Here is a 21,732-nt window from a genome sequence, read left to right on the forward strand (position 1 = left end):
ATTGATTTCTCGTTAGTTGAATCTTTGTATGTGAGCATACGCTCACTTTTTTAGTCCTTTAGTTAAAAAGGACTAAAAATTACCGCACCAAAATCACCCCTAAATTACTGGAAAACTTAGTAAAAATACTAATAAGTAATTGCCAGAAAAAGCTTACCAAATACTAAATATTTCCCTATACTTAGTGCCTAATGCGCTTCGAGACACTAGATGTAGTGTTTGAATACAGCAATACCCCATTGTTTTTTAACGATATTTTATCCAAATAACTATATATAAGCAGGAGCAACATGACATACGCTAATCCTCAGACAGCAGGCCAGCCAAGTGGTGCCAATAACCCAGGAATGAGTCCTGTTGGAGGGATTAATCAAGCTCCTTCTGCTGGTTTTGTGGCCGGTGGCGTTGGTGGTGGCCAAGCAACTCAGTTGTCTGATTACAAAATTATTCGCCGTAATGGCTCTGTTGTTGCATTTGAGCCATCCAAGATTGCAATTGCGGTAACCAAAGCATTTTTGGCAGTCAATGGTGGCCAAGGCGCAGCATCTGCACGCGTCCGTGAACAAGTTGAGCAATTGACACATTCTGTAGTGCGCGCTTTATTGCGTAGCCGCCCAAATGGTGGCACTTTCCATATTGAAGATATTCAAGATCAAGTTGAACTGGCTTTGATGCGTAGCGGAGAGCACAACGTTGCTCGCGCCTATGTTCTGTATCGTGAAAAACGTAATCAAGAACGTGCAGCTCAGCAAGAAGCTTCCCAAGATACGCAAGTAGCAAACCAGGCTAGTGAGACTGGCATCAAGGTAACTGATGATGGTGTTGAGAAGTGGCTTGATATGGCTGCTTTACGCACTGTGATTGAGGCGGCTTGCGAAGGTTTGGGTAATCATATTGATGCCACACCAATCATCACCGAAACCATTAAGAATTTGTATGACGGCGTACCAATGGCGCAGGTTTATGACTCTGCTATCTTGGCTTCCCGTACCTTGATTGAAAAGGATCCAGCTTACAGCCAAGTAACTGCTCGCATTTTGATGCACACAATCCGTAAAGAGATTTTTGGCAAAGAAGTATTGCAAGGCGATACTCAGGCTGAGTACAGCACTTATTTTGCTAAGTACATCAACGAAGGTATTTCTGCAGAATTGTTAGATCCACGCATGCGTGAATTTGACTTGCCACGTTTGGCATCAGCCTTGAATGCAAGCCGTGACTTGCAGTTCAACTACCTTGGCTTACAAACTTTGTATGACCGTTATTTCTTGCATATTGAAGAGCGTCGTATTGAAATGCCACAAGCATTCTTTATGCGTGTAGCAATGGGCTTGGCCTTGAATGAGATGGATCGGGAGCGTCGTGCGATTGAGTTCTATGAAATCCTCTCTACATTCGATTTCATGTCCAGTACACCAACCCTCTTTAATTCAGCAACAACCCGTCCGCAGCTCTCCAGTTGCTACTTGACTACAGTTGATGATGATCTTGATGGCATCTACGAAGCTTTGAAAGAAAACGCATTGCTGTCTAAGTTTGCAGGCGGCTTGGGTAATGACTGGACAAACGTTCGTGCTCTAGGTAGTCATATCAAAGGAACTAACGGTAAATCACAAGGTGTAGTGCCATTCTTAAAAGTGGTGAATGACACTGCAGTTGCTGTGAACCAAGGTGGTAAGCGTAAGGGTGCAGTTTGCGCCTACTTGGAAACTTGGCACTTAGATATCGAAGAGTTCTTGGAGCTGCGTAAGAACACAGGTGACGACCGTCGTCGTACCCATGATATGAACACCTCGAACTGGATTCCTGACTTGTTCATGAAGCGCGTTATGGAAAACGGCGATTGGACTTTATTCTCCCCATCTAATACTCCTGACTTGCATGACAAGTTTGGTAAAGCGTTTGAAGAAGCTTATGTTGCTTATGAGCAAAAAGCGGATCGCGGCGAATTGAAGCCATTCCGCAGAATTCCTGCCCAACAGTTATGGCGCAAGATGCTTGGCATGTTGTTTGAAACCGGTCACCCATGGATTACTTTCAAAGATCCTTGCAATATCCGTAGCCCACAACAGCATGTTGGTGTGGTCCACTCCTCTAATTTGTGCACAGAGATCACTTTGAACACAAACGAGACCGAGATTGCTGTTTGTAACTTGGGCTCTGTGAACTTAACTGCTCACATGACTACCGATGCCAATGGCAAGATGATTTTGGATCACGAGAAGCTTCAAAAGACTGTCCGTACTGCTATGCGTATGCTTGATAACGTTATCGATATCAACTACTACGCTGTTGCTAAAGCTCGTAATTCCAATTTGAAGCACCGTCCAGTTGGTATGGGCATTATGGGCTTCCAGGATTGCCTACATATGCAGCGTATTCCTTACGCTAGTGATGAGGCTGTGAAGTTTGCTGACTCTTCGATGGAAGCAGTCTGCTATTACGCCTACCAAGCTTCATGCGAATTGGCTGAAGAGCGTGGTGTGTACAGCACTTATAAGGGGTCTTTATGGGATCGCGGCATCCTCCCTCAAGATTCAGTGGCACTTTTGGCCCAAGAGCGTGGCGGTTATGTAGAGGTAGATAACTCCTCTACTATGGATTGGAGTGGTTTGCGTGCTCGTATTAAGCAGCACGGCATGCGTAACTCTAATTGCGTCGCTATTGCACCAACAGCAACGATTTCCAACATCATTGGGGTTTCGGCCTGTATCGAGCCGACATTCCAGAACTTATTCGTGAAATCCAACCTTTCAGGTGAATTCACAGTGGTTAATGAGTACTTGGTGCGTGACTTGAAGGATCGCGGCCTCTGGGATGAAGTCATGATTGCGGATTTGAAGTACTTTGACGGTACTTTGTCTAAGATCGATCGTATTCCACAAGACTTGCGCGATTTATACGCAACTGCCTTTGAAGTTGAGCCAACCTGGTTGGTTGAAGCAGCTTCTCGTCGTCAGAAGTGGATTGACCAAGCTCAGTCATTGAATATTTACATGGGCGGCGCATCTGGTAAGAAATTGGATGATACCTATAAGTTGGCATGGTTACGTGGCTTGAAGACCACTTATTACCTCCGCACTATGGCTGCAACGCACGTTGAGAAATCAACAGTTACTAGTGGCCAATTGAACTCAGTTTCTAGTGGTGGTGGCGTAAATGGTACAGATGCTGCCGCTGCTGCGGGTGCTGGTGGTGCAGTTGAAGCTGACGGCCCAGTTTGCACAATGCGCCCAGGCGATGCTGGCTTTGAAGAATGTGAAGCATGCCAATAAGCGATTTGCTTATTGGTCAGAACTAGAAGAATTTAGGAGAAAGTTATGTTGAATTGGGAAGAGGAAGTTGCTCCAGCACTAGCGAAAGCTGGTCTTGCACCGCAGCCGGTTGCAGTGGAGCCACAACGTCCGCAGCCAGATCAAGTCGCAATGGCGCCACAAGCCGCCGCGCCTGCTGCAAATTTGTCTGGCGGCGCAGCCTTGCGTGTAAATGCTGCTGATAAGCGTGTGATTAATGCCAAGACTGACGTAAATCAGCTAGTACCTTTCAAGTACAAATGGGCTTGGGAGAAGTATTTAGCTGGTTGCGCTAACCATTGGATGCCGCAAGAGATCAATATGAACCGCGATATTGCCCTTTGGAAAGATCCAAATGGTCTGACAGAAGATGAGCGTCGCATTATTAAGCGCAATCTTGGTTTCTTTACGACCGCCGACTCTTTAGCTGCCAACAATATTGTTTTGGGTACTTATCGCCACATTACCGCTCCAGAATGCCGCCAGTACCTATTGCGCCAGGCTTTTGAAGAGGCAATTCATACCCACGCCTACCAATATATTGTGGAATCTTTGGGTCTAGACCAGTCTGAAATCTTCAACGCGTATAACGAGATTGAGTCGATTCGCGCTAAAGATGAGTTCTTGATTCCCTATATTGATGTACTTACCAATCCAAATTTCAAGACTGGCACATTAGAAGCTGATCAAACTTTGCTCCGTTCACTCATTGTTTTTGCTTGTGTGATGGAAGGTTTATTCTTTTATGTTGGTTTTACGCAAATACTTGCGATGGGTCGTCAAAACAAAATGACGGGCGCCGCAGAGCAGTATCAATACATCCTTCGTGACGAGTCAATGCACTGCAATTTTGGTATCGATTTGATTAACCAAATCAAGCTGGAGAACCCGCAGTTATGGACTTCCGCGTTCAAAGATGAGATTAAATCTATCTTCGAAAAAGCAGTCGAATTGGAGTACCGTTATGCCGAAGATACGATGCCTCGAGGAGTGCTCGGATTGAACGCTCCGATGTTCAAAGGCTACCTAAGATACATTTGTAATCGCAGATGTTTGCAAATAGGACTTGACGCGATGTTCCCAAATGAAGAGAATCCATTTCCATGGATGTCAGAAATGATTGATCTTAAGAAAGAACGAAACTTTTTTGAGACACGCGTTATTGAGTATCAAACTGGTGGTGCGCTAAGTTGGGAGTAGTTGGCAGTTAGTAAGCGCACAGCCGGTTAAATTGGAGATTAGACGGTTGGATAGTTTAAGAAGTCAGCAAAAACAGACTCAAATCCGAAAACCCTTGCTCAAGGGTGCTAGGGCTATTCTCTCTATTTTTTCCAGCACATTTAAGAAGCCGTTGTCCTTCGGGGCCACGGCTTTTTTTCCAGGATTCATTAGCGTGCAGCACTTAGCATCAAGCCGCGCGCCGATGAATGGCTCGCTCGTCAGCTCCAAAAGGTTGCAAAACCAGGCGGAATTAGATGGTCGGGTCTTCTTAATGTAGTTTGTACTAATCCTCACGTGAAGGAGTAACACACATGGCAACAAAGAAAAAACCTGCTGCAAAGAAACCAGCTGCTAAGAAAAAAGTAGCTGCTAAGAAACCAGCTGCTAAAAAAGTAGCTAAGAAGAAGCCAGCTGCTAAGAAGCGTCCAGCTGCTAAAAAAGCTGCTGCTAAGAAGCCTGCTGCTAAGAAGCGTCCAGCTGCTAAGAAGCGTCCAGCTGCTAAGAAGAAGCCAGCCGCTAAAAAAGCTGCTGCTAAGAAGCCTGCTGCTAAGAAGCGTCCAGCTGCAAAAAAGCGCGTAGCAAAAAAAAGTAAGTAAGCCTGCTGCGAAGAAAGCGGGCTCTGCTGTAAAAAAGCCCGCGGCTAAGAAAGCTGCATCAGCGACTAGTGCGTTGAATCCTGCCGCTGCTTGGCCCTTCCCAACTGGCACACGTCCTTAATCAGACGGGTGTTATTAGAAGGGGTCTCTAACGAGACCCCTTTTTTATTGCCTAGAATTTATCGATAGCGCTTAGTAGCTAAAGCCGAATGCTGCTTTAAATTGCTCCGCAATCTGAGCTTGGCTTAATTGGTGATTTTGTGGTCCCTGATGGGTAATTTTGATTGAGCCCATCAAACTTGCTAGGCGACCAGTAGTTTCCCAGTCCATACCGCTTTCTAGTCCAAAAAGTAATCCGCCGCGGAATGCGTCCCCGCATCCGGTTGGATCTATTACTTTTGCCGCAGGTACTGGCGGAATAGAAATACATTTACCTGCGGAGTAAATATCTGCACCTTCAGCACCCTTGGTGACAATCAACGCTTTTACCCGTTCGGCCACTTTTGTCAGACTCATTCCGGTTCTTTGGGAAAGCATTTCGCCTTCATAGTCATTAACCGCGAGGTAGCTGGCAATATCAACCAACTCAAGAAGTTCTGGCCCGTTAAACATGGGTAAGCCTTGGCCTGGATCAAAAATAAAAGGGACACTGGCTTCTGCTAGTTGATGGCAGTGCTCCCACATCCCTTGACGACCATCTGGGGCAACGATTCCAAATTTAGCTGCACCTTTAGTATTTTTGCTGCGCTCAGCTATTACTGCGGATACTTGGTTTAAGTGGGATTCACCCATGGCGCCCGGATGAAAGGCGGTAATTTGATTATTGGCTTGATCGGTTGTGATCATCGCTTGGGCTGTGAAAGACTGGTCAATTTGACGAATGTGGCTAGCATCAATCTGCAGCTGCTCAAGACGCTTCATGTAGGGCGCAGCATCGCCGCCAACAGTTGCCATGATGATGGGATCGCCACCTAAAAGCTTCAGGTTGTATGCGATATTTCCTGCGCAACCACCAAATTCTCGGCGCATCGTTGGGACCAAGAAGGCTACATTCAAGATGTGAATCTGTTCCGGCAGGATTTGGTCGGCAAATTTGCCTTCAAAGTTCATGATGGTGTCGTAGGCAATAGAGCCACAGATCAAGCTAGCCATAAGTTACTTTCTGTAAGGGGTAAATATGAATCAGGATCAAGATTAAAGAAAAATGAGAGAGGCATTAGGGGTAAACCACTCTTACTCGATAGCCTGCAGCATTCTGCGGCAATTGAATTGCTAATGAAGTTTGTATTTGCTCCCCTGAGGCAATACCTGTGCGCAACAAATCAGGATGAGAATCTTGCCAAGCAGAGGGTAGCCATTCTTTTGGTGAGAATTGGATTGATTTGATCTCTGCCTCTTCTGCATCGGTGAGAGAAATTTCTAAATTTGGGGCTAAAACAGAGAGTGCAAGACGATTTTGTATTTCAACTTGCAGTATTGATTGATTTGCACCGCTTTTAAGGCCCTCTCGCGCGTTTTCAGGCGATAAGGTGGCAGAAGTTATTTTCCACGCAGCAAAATCGCTTACAGGGCGGTTTACGCATCCTAGTGCGCGACAAATTTTTTCATCAAAGTATTGCAAAACAGAAAATGAATTTACTAAAACAGAATTTGATGTGCCGTCAACGCGCGGCGCCAATGCGGGAAGCAAAGCATTTCTTGAAAGATGCTCACCAAATACCAGCAGCAGAACAAAAAAGCAGATTAGTAGAGTTAACTTAACTCTTTTTTTTTGCGCAGGTGCAGCAAAAATAGTGGTTTTGCTAACACCCTGATCTTTCGATAGGGTCCCGTGCAAGCAAACCCATCCATCATTTTCTTTCCAGACAGAGAGTTTTAGCCATTGACTGTAGGTGGCAATCACTTCGTCTGCTTGGCGTGCAAGTACTCCAGACAGAACAATTTCTCCGCCTGGACGCATTTTGTTGACCAATGCTGGAGCAAGTACTTGAAGCGGGTTGGCCAAGATATTAGCCATTACGATGTCATATTTAGTCTCTGCAGCTAGCTCTGACGCATCTTCATTAGGCAAAACAAACTGAATAACGGTGTTATTAATTTGTGCATTGCTGCGCGCTGCAACCATCGCCTGAGGATCAATATCAGTACCTACAACTGGGTTACAGCCAAGTTTGGCAGCCGCAATAGCAAGAATGCCCGAGCCGCAACCGTAGTCGAGCAAGCTTTGCTTGTTTAGATTGCTATGTTCTTCGAGCCATAACAAGCACAAATGGGTAGTGGGGTGGCTACCAGTACCAAAAGCTAAACCTGGATCAACAGCCAAGCAGATTGCATTTGGATCGGTGGGGGCGTCATGCCAAGAGGGTACGACCCAAATTCGTTTACCAATGGGAATAGGAGCAAATTGGCTTTGGGTAAGTCTTACCCAATCCTGCTCTTCAACGATTTTTTCTTGGGGAGCTGATAACTTAAAGCCAGCCTCTTTTAGGGAGGCAAGCAATTCAGGAATAAAGTTTGCACTAGCTGAAGCATCAATATCGGGATTAAAAAGAGCAGTTACCGAGGATCTATCCCAGGCTTGCACTTCAGGGGATAGGCCGGGCTCTCCGTAAAGCGGGTTCTCATCGTACCCACCAGCAGCATCATCTTCTACCGTAACAGATAGTGCGCCTAATTCCAGTAGCGCATCGCCCAATGGTTCAGCTGTTTCAGCAACTACCGTGAAGACCAGTTCACGATAAGACATAAGGCACTCGCATTAATTAAGGTTTTCCGCGGCTTGCGGCTTGCTCTTCTAAGCGATGCTCCAGATAGTGAATGCTGGTGCCACCTTCCATGAAGTTGGGATCAAGCATTAATTCACGGTGCAAGGGTACGTTAGTTGTAATGCCATCAATCACCATCTCCGATAGGGCAATTTGCATACGGCGGATCGCTTGTTCGCGAGTATTGCCATAAGAAATTAATTTGCCAATCATCGAGTCATAGTTAGAAGGAACCACATAACCGCTATAGGCATGAGAGTCGACACGAATTCCGGGGCCGCCTGGCATATGGAAAGAGCCAATTTTGCCTGGGCTTGGTGTGAACTTGAACGGGTCTTCAGCATTCAGACGGCATTCAATTGCATGACCACGGAACACAATATCTTTTTGGCGGTAGGCTAATTTGAGGCCGGATGCAATGCGAATCTGCTCTTGAACAATATCCACACCAGTAATCATTTCAGTCACTGGGTGCTCAACTTGCACGCGAGTATTCATCTCAATGAAGAAGAATTCATTGTTTTCGTAGAGGAACTCAAACGTACCTGCACCGCGGTAACCAATTTTTCGGCAGGCTTCTGCGCAGCGCTCACCAATTTTAGCGATCAAGCGACGATCAATGCCTGGTGCTGGAGCTTCCTCAATCACTTTTTGGTGGCGACGTTGCATAGAGCAATCACGTTCGCCAAGCCAAATCGCATTGCCATGCGTATCAGCCAGAATTTGAATCTCTACATGGCGAGGTTTTTCTAAAAACTTCTCCATGTACACCTCTGGATTACCAAATGCACGACCAGCCTCTTCTTTTGTCATATTGACAGCATTAATCAGTGCCGCCTCAGTATGAACAACCCGCATGCCTCGTCCACCACCACCGCCAGCAGCTTTAATAATGACTGGGTAACCTACTTTTTTTGCAGTAGCAATAATTTCTTTTGGGTTATCGGGTAAGGCGCCTTCAGATCCAGGGACACATGGAACACCCGCTTTAATCATGGCGCGTTTTGCAGACACTTTGTCACCCATGAGGCGAATCGATGCTGCAGTTGGCCCTATGAAAGCAAAGCCAGATTTCTCAACGCGTTCGGCAAAGTCAGCGTTTTCAGAGAGAAAGCCGTAACCAGGATGAATTGCTTCGGCATCAGTTACTTCAGCCGCAGAGATAATCGCAGGCATATTGAGATAGCTTAGCGGGGAAGGTGCTGGCCCAATACAGACGGCTTCATCAGCTAGCTTCACATACTTTGCTTCTTTGTCTGCAGTGGAATACACCACAACAGTTTTAATTCCCAACTCGCGGCATGCGCGTTGGATGCGGAGAGCAATTTCTCCCCGATTGGCGATCAGAATCTTATCGAACATGTCGGCTTTAAGTTAGGTGGTAATGGATTAGAGGGCTTAATAAATTAAGTGATGATGAACAGCGGCTGATCAAATTCAACACCTTGACCGTTTTCACAAAGAATCTCTTTCACTACACCAGCATGCTCCGACTCAATCTCATTGAGCAATTTCATCGCTTCGATGATGCAAAGTGTTTGACCTACTTTGACAGTGTCACCAATGTTGACGAAGTTTGGAGACTCTGGATTGGGAGCACGGTAGAAGGTACCAACCATTGGGGAGCGAGCAACAAAACCAGCTTCGGCAGCAGGAACTTCAGCTACTGGTGCTACTGGTGCAGGGGCAGTTGCGGGGGCGGCTTGCGCGGCAGAAGCAGGTGCAGGATTTGCATAAACTATTTGTCCAGTAGGGGTCGCAGAGCCAGAGTTAACGATACGAACACGGTCTTCACCTTCGTTAACCTCTAACTCTGAAATGCCTGATTCAGAAACTAGGTCGATCAAGGTTTTTAGTTTTCTCAGATCCATGTGAGTGATTCCTCTCTTGTAATTCTTTAAATAGATTTATTTGTTTAAGCGGGCAACTGCTGCCTGCAGGGCTAATTCATAACCAATCGCACCTAGGCCGCAAATAACCCCGGTTGCAATATCAGATAGGTATGAGTGCTTGCGAAATTCTTCGCGCTGATGAATATTGGATAAATGGATTTCCACAAAAGGGATGGCAACCCCAGCCAAAACGTCACGCAAGGCTACGCTAGTGTGGGTAAACGCACCTGGATTAATGATGATGAAATCAACCCCATCTTGCTTGGCCTTTTGAATGCGGTCGATTAGCTCGCCCTCATGATTACTTTGGTAAGTGTTCAGGTCGACCGATTGGGCTTTAGCTAGATCTTCTAGCTTCTGATGGATGTCTGCCAGGGTGGTTTTCCCATAAACCTCTGGTTCACGTGTACCTAGTAGGTTGAGATTTGGGCCCTGAATTACGAGAATTGAAGCTTTTTTCGACATAGATCCCTGTTTTTAAAGGCAGTTAGATGTTAATTGCTTCACATGCTATGTCAGCAGTATACCCGCTCAAAATAGTGAAAAAGGGAATTTTGGGGATTCTTGAGCCAAGTTTTTTGGAAGAAATGAGGCTTATTACCTCATTTTTATGCATTGAGGGGGTATGTCAGCAGCTTCAAAAATCAATAAAATTACTTATAAAGCAGCTTTAATGGCCTTTCTGAGCTCATCTTCACTTATCTTTCCTAATTTTGTGTAAGTTGATTTACCTTTGGCATCAATAATGACCGTATAAGGCAGGGCACCTTGGGTATTGCCCATTTGCTTGGATAGATTACTGCCTTCAAGTCCGCCAATGAGGATTGGATATGAAACAGGGGTGCTTTTCAGAAATTCACGAATATTAGATGGTGAATCGATGCCGATACCGACAAATAAGACATTTTGCTGCAAGTACTCTTGTGAAAGCAGGTCTAAAGTCGGCATTTCTTCAACGCATGGGGGGCACCAAGAGGCCCAAAAGTTCACTATCAGGACTTTTCCTTGCCATTCGGCTGAATTGGCAGGTTTTCCATCTGGAGTTTGCCAAGGATTAGCAAAAAAGGCTTTTACTGAAGGATCGCTAGCCAGACCGGTTTTAGAAATCCATTGCGAAGTAAAGACGCCACCGAGCAAGGCCATGAGGCTAATTCCGCAGATGGTGAGTAATTGTCTTCGGTTCATTGCAACTCCTTCGCTAAAATTCGTAGATGCATATACATATCTTGGGCATCTGCGGTACTTTCATGGGCGGCATTGCCGCAATTGCTCGGCAAGCCGGGCATCGTGTAACTGGTTGTGATGCTAACGTGTATCCACCAATGAGTACTCAACTCGAGGCTCAAGGCATCGAATTGATTGAAGGATTTTCACCGGATCAATTATTGCAGTTTGAGACAATGCCTGATTTATTTGTAATCGGCAATGTAGTTTCTCGCGGTAATCCACTAATGGAAGCCATCCTTAACCAAGGACTCCCTTATATCTCTGGTCCGCAGTGGCTCGGTGAACAAGTTTTATATGGCAGACATGTTTTGGCGGTGGCCGGCACGCATGGCAAGACAACAACATCTGCCATGCTTACTTGGATTCTGGAATTTAATGATTACAAGCCAGGGTATTTAATTGGCGGAGTGCCGCTCAATTTCACGGTGTCTGCACGTTTGGGCGAGAGCAAATACTTTGTGATCGAGGCTGATGAATATGACACAGCTTTCTTTGATAAGCGGAGTAAGTTTGTCCACTACAGGCCACGCACTGCTTTATTAAATAATTTGGAGTTTGATCATGCCGATATCTTTGCTAATCTGGCGGCCATTGAAACCCAGTTTCACCATTTGGTTCGTACCGTTCCTGGCGATGGGCTACTGGTGGTGAATGGCGAAGAGCCTGCACTCGCAAATGTAATTACCAGGGGCGCTTGGGCACCAGTAGAGCATTTTGGCCATGAGTCTACCAACGAGTGGTCATTCATTTCTCAAGATGGTGATGGATTTATTGTGTGTCAGTCCGGCAAAGAAGTCGCCAAAGTAACTTGGGCGATAGACTCTGGGGTGATGGGTCGACACAATCAACTTAATGCATTAGCAGCCATTGCATCAGCAAATCACATCGGCATTTCACCAGCAGACTCTGCGCGCGCTTTAGCCGAATTTAAAAATGTCAAACGACGTCTTGAAACAATTGGTGTTGCAAATGACATTACTGTCTATGACGATTTTGCACATCATCCAACGGCTATTACAACCACGGTAGATGGTTTACGCCGTCGCGTTGGCAAAGCGCGCATTCTGGCAGTATTGGAGCCTCGTTCCAATACGATGAAACTGGGTGTCATGAAGGCTCAGCTTCCCGGTAGCTTAAGTCAAGCCGATGTTGTTTTTGCTTATAGTGCTAATACGGGCAATGAGTCTCTAGGCTGGGATTTGGCAGAGGTTTTATCTCCACTTAATGCAAAAGAGCCGGCTAAGGCACAAGCTTTTGATGATCTGGATGCTTTAGTCAATGCAGTTACAAAAGAAGCAAGACCTGGCGATCATATTTTGGTTATGAGTAACGGTGGATTTGGTGGCGTGCATCAAAAAATATTAAAAGCGATTGCTGTTTAACAGGCGCGATCAGGATCAATCTAAATACAGAGAGTAAATCATGGGTAATAGATTAAAAGATAAGGTAGCAATCATCACGGGTGCCGCAAAAGGAATTGGCTTTGCTACTGCCCAACGCTTTGCCCAGGAGGGCGCAATTGTGATCATTGCAGATATGAATCTAGAGTCCGCAAAAGGCGCTGCTGCACAAATTCCGAATGCAGAAGCGTATGCCATGAATGTGACCGATCGCGCTAGTATTCGGGCGGTTGTGGATCAAGTGATGCAAAAGCATGGCCATATCGATATCTTGATTAATAACGCCGGTATTACGCAAGATGCTCGTCTAGTGAAGATGACAGAGGCTCAGTTTGATACGGTAATTGATGTCAATTTGAAGGGCGTATTTAACTGCACTCAGTTAGTCGTTCCGCATATGTTAGAAGCTAAGTCTGGTGCAATTGTGAACGCCTCCAGTGTTGTTGGTCTGTATGGCAACTTTGGCCAGACCAATTACTCTGCGACTAAGTTCGGTGTCATTGGCTTTACCAAGACTTGGGCGCGTGAGCTTGGCCCTAAAGGCATTCGTGTAAATGCGGTATGTCCTGGATTTATTGCAACCGAGATGGTGAAAGCAATGCCCGAAAATATTTTACAAGACATTAAAAGGCGCAGCTGGCTTGGGCGTCTTGGTACTCCAGAAGAAATGGCTAATGTGTATCTATTCTTAGCTAGTGATGAGGCCAGCTATGTCAATGGCGTTGCTTTAGAGGCTAGCGGCGGAATCTCTCTCTAAGCATGAATCTTTTATATGAAGAAGGTGGCGATATCAAGATTGCCACAGTGCAGTCTGCATCAGGCGCGGGCGATGCTGAGTCTTGGCAGGCCACTAGCCTTTCTGGAAAAAAAATTAAGCTCAAAGCTAAAGAAGTTTGGTTGCGCTTTGACAAGCCGCAAGCTCAGGCTGTAATGGATGAGGCTACTGTTTTATCGAAAGACATCGACTTACAGTTGCTTTGGGATTGCGCTCCAGAAGAAGAGTTTGGTTTAGTCGATGTTTCTCATGAATACTTTGGCGCGCAAGCGACTATTCCACAGCAAGTTTCTCTGGGGATTGCTTTGCAAGGAGCCCCAGTGTTTTTCCGTCGTAAGGGGCGCGGCCGTTTTCAGCGGGCACCACTTGAACAATTACAGGCTGGTTTAGCTGCGCTTGAGCGTAAACAAAAAGAGCTGGAGCAGCAGTCTGCATGGCAACAAGAATTAGTCGCTGGTAGATTCCCAGAAACACTCAAATCATCTGCTCAGCAGTTATTGTTTTCTCCAGATAAAAATACTACCGCCTATAAAGCATTGACGGCTGCGTGCTCTGAGACTGGGGAGTCTCCTGCGCAGTTAATGATTCGGTGTGGCGCAGTTGATTCACCCCTAGCCTATCACCAAGGAATGTTTCTTAAGACATATTTCCCGAATGGAGCTGCACACAGTCAAAGTGTTGGGGTTGATCAAGCTGCCTATACGGCTGCCATTGCAGAGTTACCGCTTGCGGACGTAAAAGCCTTCTCAATTGATGACTCAGGCACCACCGAGATAGATGATGCGCTCTCGGTGACGGAGTTAGAGGATGGTGGTTATCGCATTGGTATTCATATTGCTGCTCCTGGTTTAGCGATCGCTAAAGATGATCCCTTAGACCAAGTGGCACGGGCTCGTATGTCCACTGTATATTTTCCTGGTGACAAAATCACCATGTTGCCGGACTCAGTGATTGAGCAATTTTCTTTAGATGAGGGCGCGTCAAGACCAGCCCTGTCGATCTATGTGGATATTGATGCCGAAGGACTTGCTAATAGAGATTCTTTGCAAATGCGTGCTGAGATGGTGCCCATGGCGGCCAATTTGCGCTTAGAGGATATCGAGCATCTCGTCAGCGAAGAGAGTTTGCGGGATGAGGGTGCTACCTATCCGTATCGTAAAGAGCTCGCTATTTTATGGATGGCTGCTAAGCATCTGCATGCCGCGCGTCAAGAAAAAAGAGTTACTAATGGCCTTCGCGCCGAACAGTTAGGCCTAATTGATCCTAATGCTTTAGCGAGGGATTTTCATTTCCAGATTCAGGATATCAATGGAGTGCAGCGTGTTGAGATTGTTCCGCGTCAGCGTGGCTCCATTCTCGATACTATTGTTGCTGAGTGGATGATTTTCTGTAATAGCGCTTCGGGTCAGCTCTTGGCCGATCATGGTTTGCCTGGTTTATTTAGAACGCAGAAGGGTTGGGGTCCATTGCGTACTCGGATGCAAACAACCCCAGGACCGCATGAGGGTTTGGGATTAGATTACTACGCATGGTGTACCTCACCATTACGCCGCTACTCTGATTTAGTAAACCAATGGCAACTCATTGCCCTGGCTAAGCACGGTGTGACCGCAAAGATGGTGGCGCCGTTTCCGCCGCGTGATGCCGCTTTAATGGGCATTGCGGCCGACTTTGAATCTTCCTATCAAACCTATGGTGAATACCAGGACAGATTAGAAAAATACTGGTGTCTGCGTTGGGCTACTCAAGATGGTGAGTCAAAGAATGTACATGTGCGTCATTTAAAAGAAGGTATGTCTCGACTGGAGTTGGTGCCGCTGCATCTCCCGATTCCAGAATTGGCAGGTCATCCACGCCTAGCTCGTGCCGAAGTGGTTTTAACGGATGTCGATTTGTTGCAATTAAGTGCCGCTGTCAGGGTATTAGAAATTGAGACCAAGCTTGAGATGCCTGAAGTAAGTGCTGATGAAGATGGTAGTGCTGCCTAAATTGAACAAAGCGGTGTTTTATCTTCAGACTACTTGGCGTCACCACCCTTTTCGTTTGGCACTATGCGTTTCGCTGTTAATTCATATTATTTTTTTATCGGTACGCTGGGGTTTTGGGGGGATTGAGAGTCGTCGCTTGAATACCCCCTTAAGTATTATCTTGGTAAATGCCAGCAATAAAACACCACCTAAAGAGGCTAATAAATTAGCGCAAGCAGATTTACAGGGCGGTGGCAAAACAAGCAATCAAGATGCAACTGCATTACACCGTGCTCGCTTAGGAGCAGAGGCTCGCCTAGAAGTTTTAGAGAAGCAGCAAAAGCAAATGTTGGCAAAGTTAGATGAGCAGCGGAGTCGTTCAGGTGGGCGCAAGAGTGGGGATGATCAGAAAATGACGCCACAACTCAATTCACTTGAAGCTGAGTTAGCCAAGCGTTTGCAGGCTGATGGTCGTGAACCACGCCGTAAAGTCTTAACCGGTACCAGTGCCAAAGCGGTGACATTTGCACATTACTACGATGCGATGCGCCAAAAAATTGAGTCTTATGGGAGCGCATTTTTTCCTCGCGCCAATGGCCGTCCTTTGTATGGCAGTCTAGTGATTGTGGTCAGCGTGGATGCCCAAGGGCGAATTACTACCAATGCTCAGGGTAAGGATGGCTTATCGATCGGTCGTAGCTCAGGCAATCCTGAATTGGATCGGCAGGCGATCGCAATCGTGCGCGCTTCAGCACCCTTTGGGCCATTCCCCTCGGAAATGCGCAATCAGATCGATGTACTGGATTGGATTTCTACCTTTGAGTTCACGCGGGATGGCGCTGATCGCCTAGAGTTGCGCCAGTAATTTTCAAAAATAGTTCTTAAATTCGCTTATTCTGTAGCCATTATGAATTCATCTCACTCAGTCGATCTACACACCGATCCTAGTCTATTTTCTGGGGTGGATGTGTACGCTGTCGCTGGTAATCCAATAGCCCACAGTAAGTCGCCTGTCATTCATCAACGCTTTGCAGAGCAGGCTAAGCAACAAATGCACTATGGCCGCTTACAGCCTGAGATCAATGCATTTTCAATAGCGGTAAAAGCTTTCTTCGCTGCTGGTGGCAAAGGGATGAATGTTACCGTTCCGTTTAAATTGGATGCACAAGCATTTGCTGATGTATTGAGTTCACGCGCTCAGTTGGCTGGAGCCGTTAATACCTTATGGATAAAAGACGGCAAGGTTTATGGTGACAATACTGATGGTGCGGGCCTGGTACGTGATTTATTGGCCCAAGGAATTTCGATTGCGCAATCTAGAATTTTGCTCTTAGGAGCAGGCGGTGCAGCCCGCGGCGTGATTGGGCCTTTATTGGAGCAATCTCCCAAGTGTTTGGTGATTGCTAATCGATCTAGCTCAAAAGCGGAAGAGTTGGTGAAGTTATTTGCCGACCTTGCGGCTGCAAAAGAAGTGGCGCTGGAGTCTAGAGCTTTGGCTCAGCTCGAAGATGCCGCAAGAACTCCATATCCATTTGATTTAGTGATTAATGCAACGGCTGCTGGGTTAGTTGATGAATCCCCATTGACTCTTGCTGCGGCAGCTAATATTTTTGTGCCGAGTTCATTTGCATACGATATGGTTTACGGAAAATCTACCGCCTTTATGCAGCAAGCCTTGCAAAAGGGCGCGCGTGTTAGTGATGGCTTAGGCATGTTGGTTGAGCAGGCTGCCGATGCTTTTTTATTGTGGCGAGGTCAAGCCTTAGCCACGGCTATTGATCCCCGCGCAGTATTGGCTAAGCTTCGTAGCTAACTTACCCGCTGAGCATAATTTTTGATGCGTTGGCTCACTTATTTAGTCAAATGCATGCTCGCTGGTTTTTTGGCTATGCAGATTTACTTTGCGCTTCAGATCGCCGTATGGATTGTGTTTAATCCTTCTAGCACTTCGTTTCAAAGGGCTGAGCGTTGGCGTTTGTGCTCATGGCATTGGTCATGTCCGGTTTATTCAGAGTGGACGCCTTATGAGCAAATTTCTATCAATCTCAAGCGTGCGGTATTGGTTAGCGAGGACGATATCTTTTTTCAGCATAAAGGCTTTCGGATTGAGGATATGAAAAAAGCCTGGGAAAAGAATCAGCAAAAGGCTCAGGCAGGCGCTGGCTCTAAGACTGCATTGCGTGGCGGTTCAACCATTACCCAGCAGTTAGCTAAAAACCTATTTCTTTCTTCTGAACAAAATTATTTGCGCAAAGGACAAGAGTTCATTATTGCCGGACTTCTAGAGCTTACGCTTTCTAAAGAGCGCTTATTTGAGATCTACCTCAATTCAGTAGAGTGGGGCGAGGGTATCTTTGGTATTGGCGCTGCAGCTCATTACTATTACGCAACGACTCCAGCAGCATTGGGGCGAGATCAGGCTGCTGCCTTAGGTTCCGCATTACCTTCACCGAAGTGTTTTGATAAACCTCAGTATTGTCGTAAGTCTAATATTCACTTTCCAACTCGCCAAGACTTCATCTTGGAAAATATGGATCGAGTTGCTTTAGCGCCTTATCCGGCGCCTAAAAATAGCAAATAATGAAATAAATAAATTAAGGTACTAGCTTATTTAGCAGCTGCAGCTCTGAGCGCATCACGCGTGCTTTGTGCTACTACTCTTGCGGCCTGAGCGAAATCATTACCAGTGCTTGCGTACAAAATAGCTCTAGATGAGTTGATGATCATCCCGGTACCAGGAGCGCCCGTAATGCGACCTGCATTCACTGTCGCATCGATATCACCACCTTGAGCACCAATGCCTGGAATCAGCAAGGGCATATCCCCAACGATAGCGCGCACTTTGGCAATTTCTTCAGGGTATGTAGCCCCTACAACGAGACTAATTTGACCCGAGGTATTCCACTTCTGTGCAGCTAGTTTGGCCACATGTAAATAAAGGGGTTCTCCAGAGGCAGTATTCAGAAATTGCAAATCTGAGCCACCAGGATTCGAGGTGCGGCACAACACAATTACGCCTTTGCCTGCATGCTTCAGATAAGGCTCGATGGTGTCAAAGCCCATATAAGGGTTAACGGTGACCGCATCTGCTCCATAGCGCTCAAAGGCCTCAAGAGCATAGTGATCTGCTGTGCTACCAATATCACCGCGCTTGGAATCCAAGATTACTGGGATATGGGGGTATTTATCTTTGAGATGCCTAATGAGCTTTTCTAATTGCGCCTCGGCTCTTTGGGAGGCAAAGTAAGCAAACTGGGGTTTAAATGCGCAGACTAAATCTGCAGTGGCATCGGCAATGTCACGGCAGAACTCAAAGACCCCCTCGGGTTTGCCTTGGAGGGCTAAGGGCAAGCGCTTTGGGTCTGGGTCAAAACCAACACACAGCATGCTGCCTTGCGAAGCCCATGCAGACTGGAGTTGCTGGTTAAAGGTATTTGAGCAAGCGTTCATTGGATTTGGCTTATTTTAGTGAAACTGTCATGTTGTATAGGATAAACTAGCGCACATTCCTTAGGAGTTCACCATGATCAACTTGTTCGTCCTGCAAAATGGCCGCCTCTCTCAAGAGCAAGTCGAAGATCGCAATGAATTGTTGCAATACGCTAATCCTATCTGGATCGACGTCGTTGATCCAGAGGAAGAGGAGCTTATTTGGATTAAAGAGGCATTTGGCGTACTTTTGCCTGAGTTGGATGACTTGGGCGACTTAGAAGCCTCTGCTCGTTATTTTGAGGCCGATGATGGCCATCTCCATATTCGTACTGATTTCTTATTGGATGAAGAAGAAACTTCTCGTAACGTACGAGTCGCGTTTGTCCTGACCAAGCAAGTATTGTTTTCCATTCATGATGAAGATTTACCAGTGTTCCGTTTGGTACGACTGCGTGCCCGTTTGCGCCCTGGTTCAGTGAGTAATGCAAAAGATGTCTTGCTTGATCTGTACTCTACCGATGCTGAGTACTCTGCTGATGCCTTGGAAGAGGTTTATGAAAACCTCGAACAAGCGGGTAAGCGAGTGTTATCTGACAGTATTAATGATGCCGATGCTGCAGAGGTTTTAGAGACAATTGCGAAGGAAGAGGATACCAACGGACGTATTCGCCGTAATGTGATGGATACCCGCAGAGCCTTATCTTTTCTGATGCGCAGCAAGTTGCTATCCGATGAGCAGCAAGAAGAAGCGCGTCAAATTTTGCGCGATATTGATTCTCTTGAGAACCACACTGCATTCTTATTCGATAAGATTAACTTCTTAATGGATGCTACTGTTGGTTTCATTAACTTGAACCAATCTAAGATTATCAAGATCTTCTCGGTGGTATCTGTTGCCTTAATGCCACCTACTTTATTGGCAAGCATTTGGGGCATGAACTACAAATATATGCCGGAATTAGATGCTACTTGGGGCTATCCAATGGCAATTGCTGCAATGATTATTTCAGCTGTTATTCCGCTAGGTTATTTCTATAGCAAAGGCTGGATGAAGTAATCAGTTGTTGAGTAATTGAATTAGGCCGGCTAAAGCATGTTCAGTGGCTTGTTGCCTTATTGATTGCCTATCTCCACTAAATAATTTCGTTTGACAGGTAGTGACATGCTCACCCGAAGCGCTTGGCATGGTCCACCCAAAGCAAACTGTGCCCACGGGCTTTTCTGCTGTACCTCCTGTTGGCCCAGCAATCCCAGTAATGGAAACGCCTACGTTTACGCCGGCATTGCGCTGAGCGCCCTGAGCCATAGCCTTGGCTACCAACTCACTGACTGCCCCGTGTGCCTGTATTAGTGCATCCGGAACTCCTAGACATTCGGTTTTAGCTCGGTTGCTATAAGTAATGTAGCCGCGCTCGAACCACTCGCTTGAGCCAGATACTTCTGTCAAAGTGGCACAAACTAGGCCTCCCGTACAAGATTCAGCAAGCGCTATTTTCCAGCCTCTCGCCAGTAAAAGTGCGGCAAGTATTTTGGCGTGATCAATCAATTTCATAAGGGAATAATTTTTTGGATCAAAGCAACTGCTAATAGTGTGAAGAAAGCTGCAGCAAGATCATCGACCATGATGCCAAACCCACGCCAAATGATTTGTAGCATGGCGGATGTTGTCCCACTATTGCTTTCTAGATTTTTAAAGTGACGATCAATCATGCCGATGGGGCCCGGTTTGACTGCATACAAAAAAACGGAAGAGTCCAAAAGCAATTGCCTGCATCCAAATAGAAGTAGGCATGATCAAAATCAGAATAATCCAAAAGGCAATGATTTCATCCCAAACAATGCCCCCGAAATCTTTCTTGCCTAATTCTTCACTGACATGACCACAGACCCAGCAACCCAGAAGAATGCCGCCGCCAATAATCCAAAGAAAGTCCTCGGTAGATAAAAAGTACTCGCCTATTAGGAAAGCCGCCCAGGCACAGAGGGTGCCCGCAGTCCCAGGTGCAATGGGGCTTAGGCCGCTTCCAAAGCCAAAGGCGATAGTGCGACTAGCGGTTTGTCGTACCCATTTAAATGTGGGGTTAACCTGATGGAGATCTTTAGCAATATTCATTTTGCAAAGTGATCGAAAGACTTGAGCAGTTTGGCCGTTTCGATATCACTCAGCAAGTTTCCATTGTTTAGTAATTGCAATATTTCAGTTGGTCTAGTGTTTGCTGTAATGCGTCCAATTCTAGTAATGGGCAAATGCAATTCTTTGCTGATTACATTGATAGCATTTCTATGCTCAGTGGGGGCGGTGAAACAGATTTCATAATCATCGCCACCACGAGCAGCAAATTGATTTTGAATGACTTCACCTTGTTTTTGTAAGCTTGCAGATTTTGGAAGTTGATCTAAAAATACTTCTGCCCCAACTTGCGATTGATGGAGGATGTGTTTGAGATCACCAAGCAGGCCATCCGATACATCCAGGGCAGCACTCGCAATGCTGCGCAGTTTGATGCCGAGCTCTATACGAGGAACTGGAGCATGCATGCGATGCTCTATTTCTTCTAGCTCGATAGCAGATAAGTTGATTTCATGACGCAGTGCAGCAAGCGTGAGTCTTGCATCACCAACAGTGCCTGATACCCAAATGTCATCACCAGCTTTTGCCCCTGATCTACGAATGGCCTTTCCAGATGGAGTGCTACCAAATGCCGTAATGGAGATGGTGAGGGGCCCAGCAGTGGTATCACCACCAATCAGTGGACAGGAATACTGATTTGCAATCGCAAACATCCCTTTGGAAAAGGCTTCAAGCCATTCTGTGTCTGCCTTCGGTAGAGCAATTGCTAAGGTAAATCCAAGCGGCTTAGCCCCCATTGCTGCAAGGTCAGAAAGGTTGACTGCTAGGGCTTTGCGACCCAATAAGCCAGGATGGGCATCAGCAAAAAAATGTCTGCCTTCAATTAGCATGTCAGTGGTAATGGCAATTTCTTCTCCTGGGTTGGGCTTTAAAAGAGCGCAATCATCACCAATACCCAGGGCAATGGTTTCACCGCTATTTGCACGCATCTCATCCCCACCCGTTTTAAAAAAACGCTGGATCAGATCAAATTCACCGAGAGGGCTGGATTCGGAATTCATACCTCATTTTATGGCTCTTGGGAGGCAAGCGC

Annotated in this window: 20 protein-coding genes and 2 pseudogenes; 10 read left to right on the forward strand and 12 right to left on the reverse strand. The window is 46.2% G+C overall.

Going from position 1 to position 21,732, the window contains the following annotated elements; genetic code table 11:
• Window positions 1-347: 347 nt before the first annotated feature.
• The 3 genes and pseudogenes from B6A14_RS02625 to B6A14_RS02635 all read left to right on the forward strand — a co-directional run.
• On the forward strand, window positions 348-3,275 hold the full coding sequence (locus B6A14_RS02625) for a ribonucleoside-diphosphate reductase subunit alpha (protein WP_407947031.1): 2,928 nt from the start codon (window positions 348-350) through the stop codon (window positions 3,273-3,275).
• Window positions 3,276-3,320: 45 nt separating this feature from the next.
• Window positions 3,321-4,493: a ribonucleotide-diphosphate reductase subunit beta gene (locus B6A14_RS02630; protein ID WP_087908916.1), complete on the forward strand. Its 1,173-nt coding sequence runs from the start codon at window positions 3,321-3,323 to the stop codon at window positions 4,491-4,493.
• A gap of 335 nt (window positions 4,494-4,828) precedes the next feature.
• A pseudogene (locus B6A14_RS02635) lies at window positions 4,829-5,231 on the forward strand (histone); the annotation flags it as partial.
• A 71-nt stretch (window positions 5,232-5,302) separates the two neighbouring features.
• Here B6A14_RS02635 and B6A14_RS02640 read toward each other — a convergent pair.
• From B6A14_RS02640 to B6A14_RS02670, 7 genes and pseudogenes are all read right to left on the reverse strand, one after another.
• Entirely contained in the window at window positions 5,303-6,262 is a 960-nt protein-coding gene (locus B6A14_RS02640; RefSeq protein ID WP_087908918.1) for a carbohydrate kinase family protein, read from the reverse strand.
• A gap of 64 nt (window positions 6,263-6,326) precedes the next feature.
• Window positions 6,327-6,947 carry a DUF3426 domain-containing protein gene (locus tag B6A14_RS10365; RefSeq protein ID WP_236635654.1) on the reverse strand — a complete coding sequence of 207 codons (621 nt, stop codon included), beginning with the start codon at window positions 6,945-6,947 and terminating at the stop codon, window positions 6,327-6,329.
• A pseudogene (gene prmA, locus B6A14_RS10370) lies at window positions 6,936-7,856 on the reverse strand (50S ribosomal protein L11 methyltransferase); the annotation flags it as partial. The gene B6A14_RS10365 and the pseudogene prmA, both read right to left, overlap by 12 nt.
• A gap of 16 nt (window positions 7,857-7,872) precedes the next feature.
• Window positions 7,873-9,237, reverse strand: a complete 1,365-nt coding sequence (accC, locus tag B6A14_RS02650) for an acetyl-CoA carboxylase biotin carboxylase subunit (RefSeq protein ID WP_087908920.1) — start codon at window positions 9,235-9,237, stop codon at window positions 7,873-7,875.
• Between the two features lie 44 nt (window positions 9,238-9,281).
• Window positions 9,282-9,746: an acetyl-CoA carboxylase biotin carboxyl carrier protein gene (accB, locus tag B6A14_RS02655; RefSeq protein WP_087908921.1), complete on the reverse strand. Its 465-nt coding sequence runs from the start codon at window positions 9,744-9,746 to the stop codon at window positions 9,282-9,284.
• Window positions 9,747-9,782: 36 nt separating this feature from the next.
• A complete protein-coding gene (aroQ, locus tag B6A14_RS02660) occupies window positions 9,783-10,232 on the reverse strand; it encodes a type II 3-dehydroquinate dehydratase (RefSeq protein WP_087908922.1) in 450 nt (149 codons plus the stop codon).
• A 192-nt stretch (window positions 10,233-10,424) separates the two neighbouring features.
• The gene (locus B6A14_RS02670; RefSeq protein WP_087908924.1) at window positions 10,425-10,952 is read right to left on the reverse strand and encodes a TlpA family protein disulfide reductase; all 528 of its coding nucleotides are present in this window, start codon (window positions 10,950-10,952) and stop codon (window positions 10,425-10,427) included.
• A 26-nt stretch (window positions 10,953-10,978) separates the two neighbouring features.
• Between B6A14_RS02670 and mpl the strand changes: the two genes are divergently transcribed.
• From mpl to mtgA, 6 genes are read left to right on the forward strand one after another with little or no spacing between them, the layout of a single operon-like run.
• On the forward strand, window positions 10,979-12,376 hold the full coding sequence (mpl, locus tag B6A14_RS02675) for a UDP-N-acetylmuramate:L-alanyl-gamma-D-glutamyl-meso-diaminopimelate ligase (protein WP_087908925.1): 1,398 nt from the start codon (window positions 10,979-10,981) through the stop codon (window positions 12,374-12,376).
• A 40-nt stretch (window positions 12,377-12,416) separates the two neighbouring features.
• Window positions 12,417-13,151, forward strand: coding sequence for a 3-oxoacyl-ACP reductase FabG (gene fabG / locus B6A14_RS02680; protein ID WP_087908926.1), 735 nt, complete (start codon window positions 12,417-12,419; stop codon window positions 13,149-13,151).
• 2 nt (window positions 13,152-13,153) lie between these two features.
• Window positions 13,154-15,157, forward strand: coding sequence for a ribonuclease catalytic domain-containing protein (locus tag B6A14_RS02685; RefSeq protein ID WP_087908927.1), 2,004 nt, complete (start codon window positions 13,154-13,156; stop codon window positions 15,155-15,157).
• Window positions 15,135-16,001, forward strand: a complete 867-nt coding sequence (locus B6A14_RS02690) for an energy transducer TonB family protein (protein WP_201721458.1) — start codon at window positions 15,135-15,137, stop codon at window positions 15,999-16,001. Before B6A14_RS02685 ends, B6A14_RS02690 begins: the two co-directional genes overlap by 23 nt.
• A 42-nt stretch (window positions 16,002-16,043) precedes the next feature.
• A complete protein-coding gene (gene aroE, locus B6A14_RS02695) occupies window positions 16,044-16,949 on the forward strand; it encodes a shikimate dehydrogenase (RefSeq protein ID WP_087908928.1) in 906 nt (301 codons plus the stop codon).
• A 24-nt stretch (window positions 16,950-16,973) separates the two neighbouring features.
• Complete coding sequence (mtgA, locus tag B6A14_RS02700; RefSeq protein ID WP_087908929.1) at window positions 16,974-17,717, forward strand: monofunctional biosynthetic peptidoglycan transglycosylase; 744 nt, start codon at window positions 16,974-16,976, stop codon at window positions 17,715-17,717.
• Between the two features lie 26 nt (window positions 17,718-17,743).
• Here mtgA and pyrF read toward each other — a convergent pair whose 3' ends face one another.
• On the reverse strand, window positions 17,744-18,586 hold the full coding sequence (gene pyrF, locus B6A14_RS02705) for an orotidine-5'-phosphate decarboxylase (RefSeq protein ID WP_087908930.1): 843 nt from the start codon (window positions 18,584-18,586) through the stop codon (window positions 17,744-17,746).
• A gap of 73 nt (window positions 18,587-18,659) precedes the next feature.
• Between pyrF and corA the strand changes: the two genes are divergently transcribed.
• Window positions 18,660-19,625 carry a magnesium/cobalt transporter CorA gene (gene corA / locus B6A14_RS02710; RefSeq protein ID WP_087908931.1) on the forward strand — a complete coding sequence of 322 codons (966 nt, stop codon included), beginning with the start codon at window positions 18,660-18,662 and terminating at the stop codon, window positions 19,623-19,625.
• On the opposite strand, the gene B6A14_RS02715 is transcribed toward corA, so the two are convergent.
• Genes B6A14_RS02715 through thiL form a run of 4 tightly spaced genes read right to left on the reverse strand, consistent with a single transcriptional unit; the run spans window position 19,626 to window position 21,700 of the window.
• Entirely contained in the window at window positions 19,626-20,120 is a 495-nt protein-coding gene (locus B6A14_RS02715) for a CinA family protein (protein WP_087908932.1), read from the reverse strand.
• On the reverse strand, window positions 20,117-20,278 hold the full coding sequence (locus B6A14_RS10500) for a hypothetical protein (RefSeq protein ID WP_330831787.1): 162 nt from the start codon (window positions 20,276-20,278) through the stop codon (window positions 20,117-20,119). Before B6A14_RS10500 ends, B6A14_RS02715 begins: the two co-directional genes overlap by 4 nt.
• Entirely contained in the window at window positions 20,271-20,681 is a 411-nt protein-coding gene (locus tag B6A14_RS02720; protein ID WP_330831788.1) for a phosphatidylglycerophosphatase A family protein, read from the reverse strand. The genes B6A14_RS10500 and B6A14_RS02720 overlap by 8 nt, the downstream gene beginning before the upstream one ends.
• The gene (thiL, locus tag B6A14_RS02725; RefSeq protein ID WP_087908933.1) at window positions 20,678-21,700 is read right to left on the reverse strand and encodes a thiamine-phosphate kinase; all 1,023 of its coding nucleotides are present in this window, start codon (window positions 21,698-21,700) and stop codon (window positions 20,678-20,680) included. The genes B6A14_RS02720 and thiL overlap by 4 nt, the downstream gene beginning before the upstream one ends.
• Between the last annotated feature and the right edge of the window lie 32 nt (window positions 21,701-21,732).

The sequence above is a fragment of the Polynucleobacter hirudinilacicola genome (assembly GCF_002192535.1).
Taxonomy (GTDB): Bacteria; Pseudomonadota; Gammaproteobacteria; order Burkholderiales; family Burkholderiaceae; genus Polynucleobacter; species Polynucleobacter hirudinilacicola.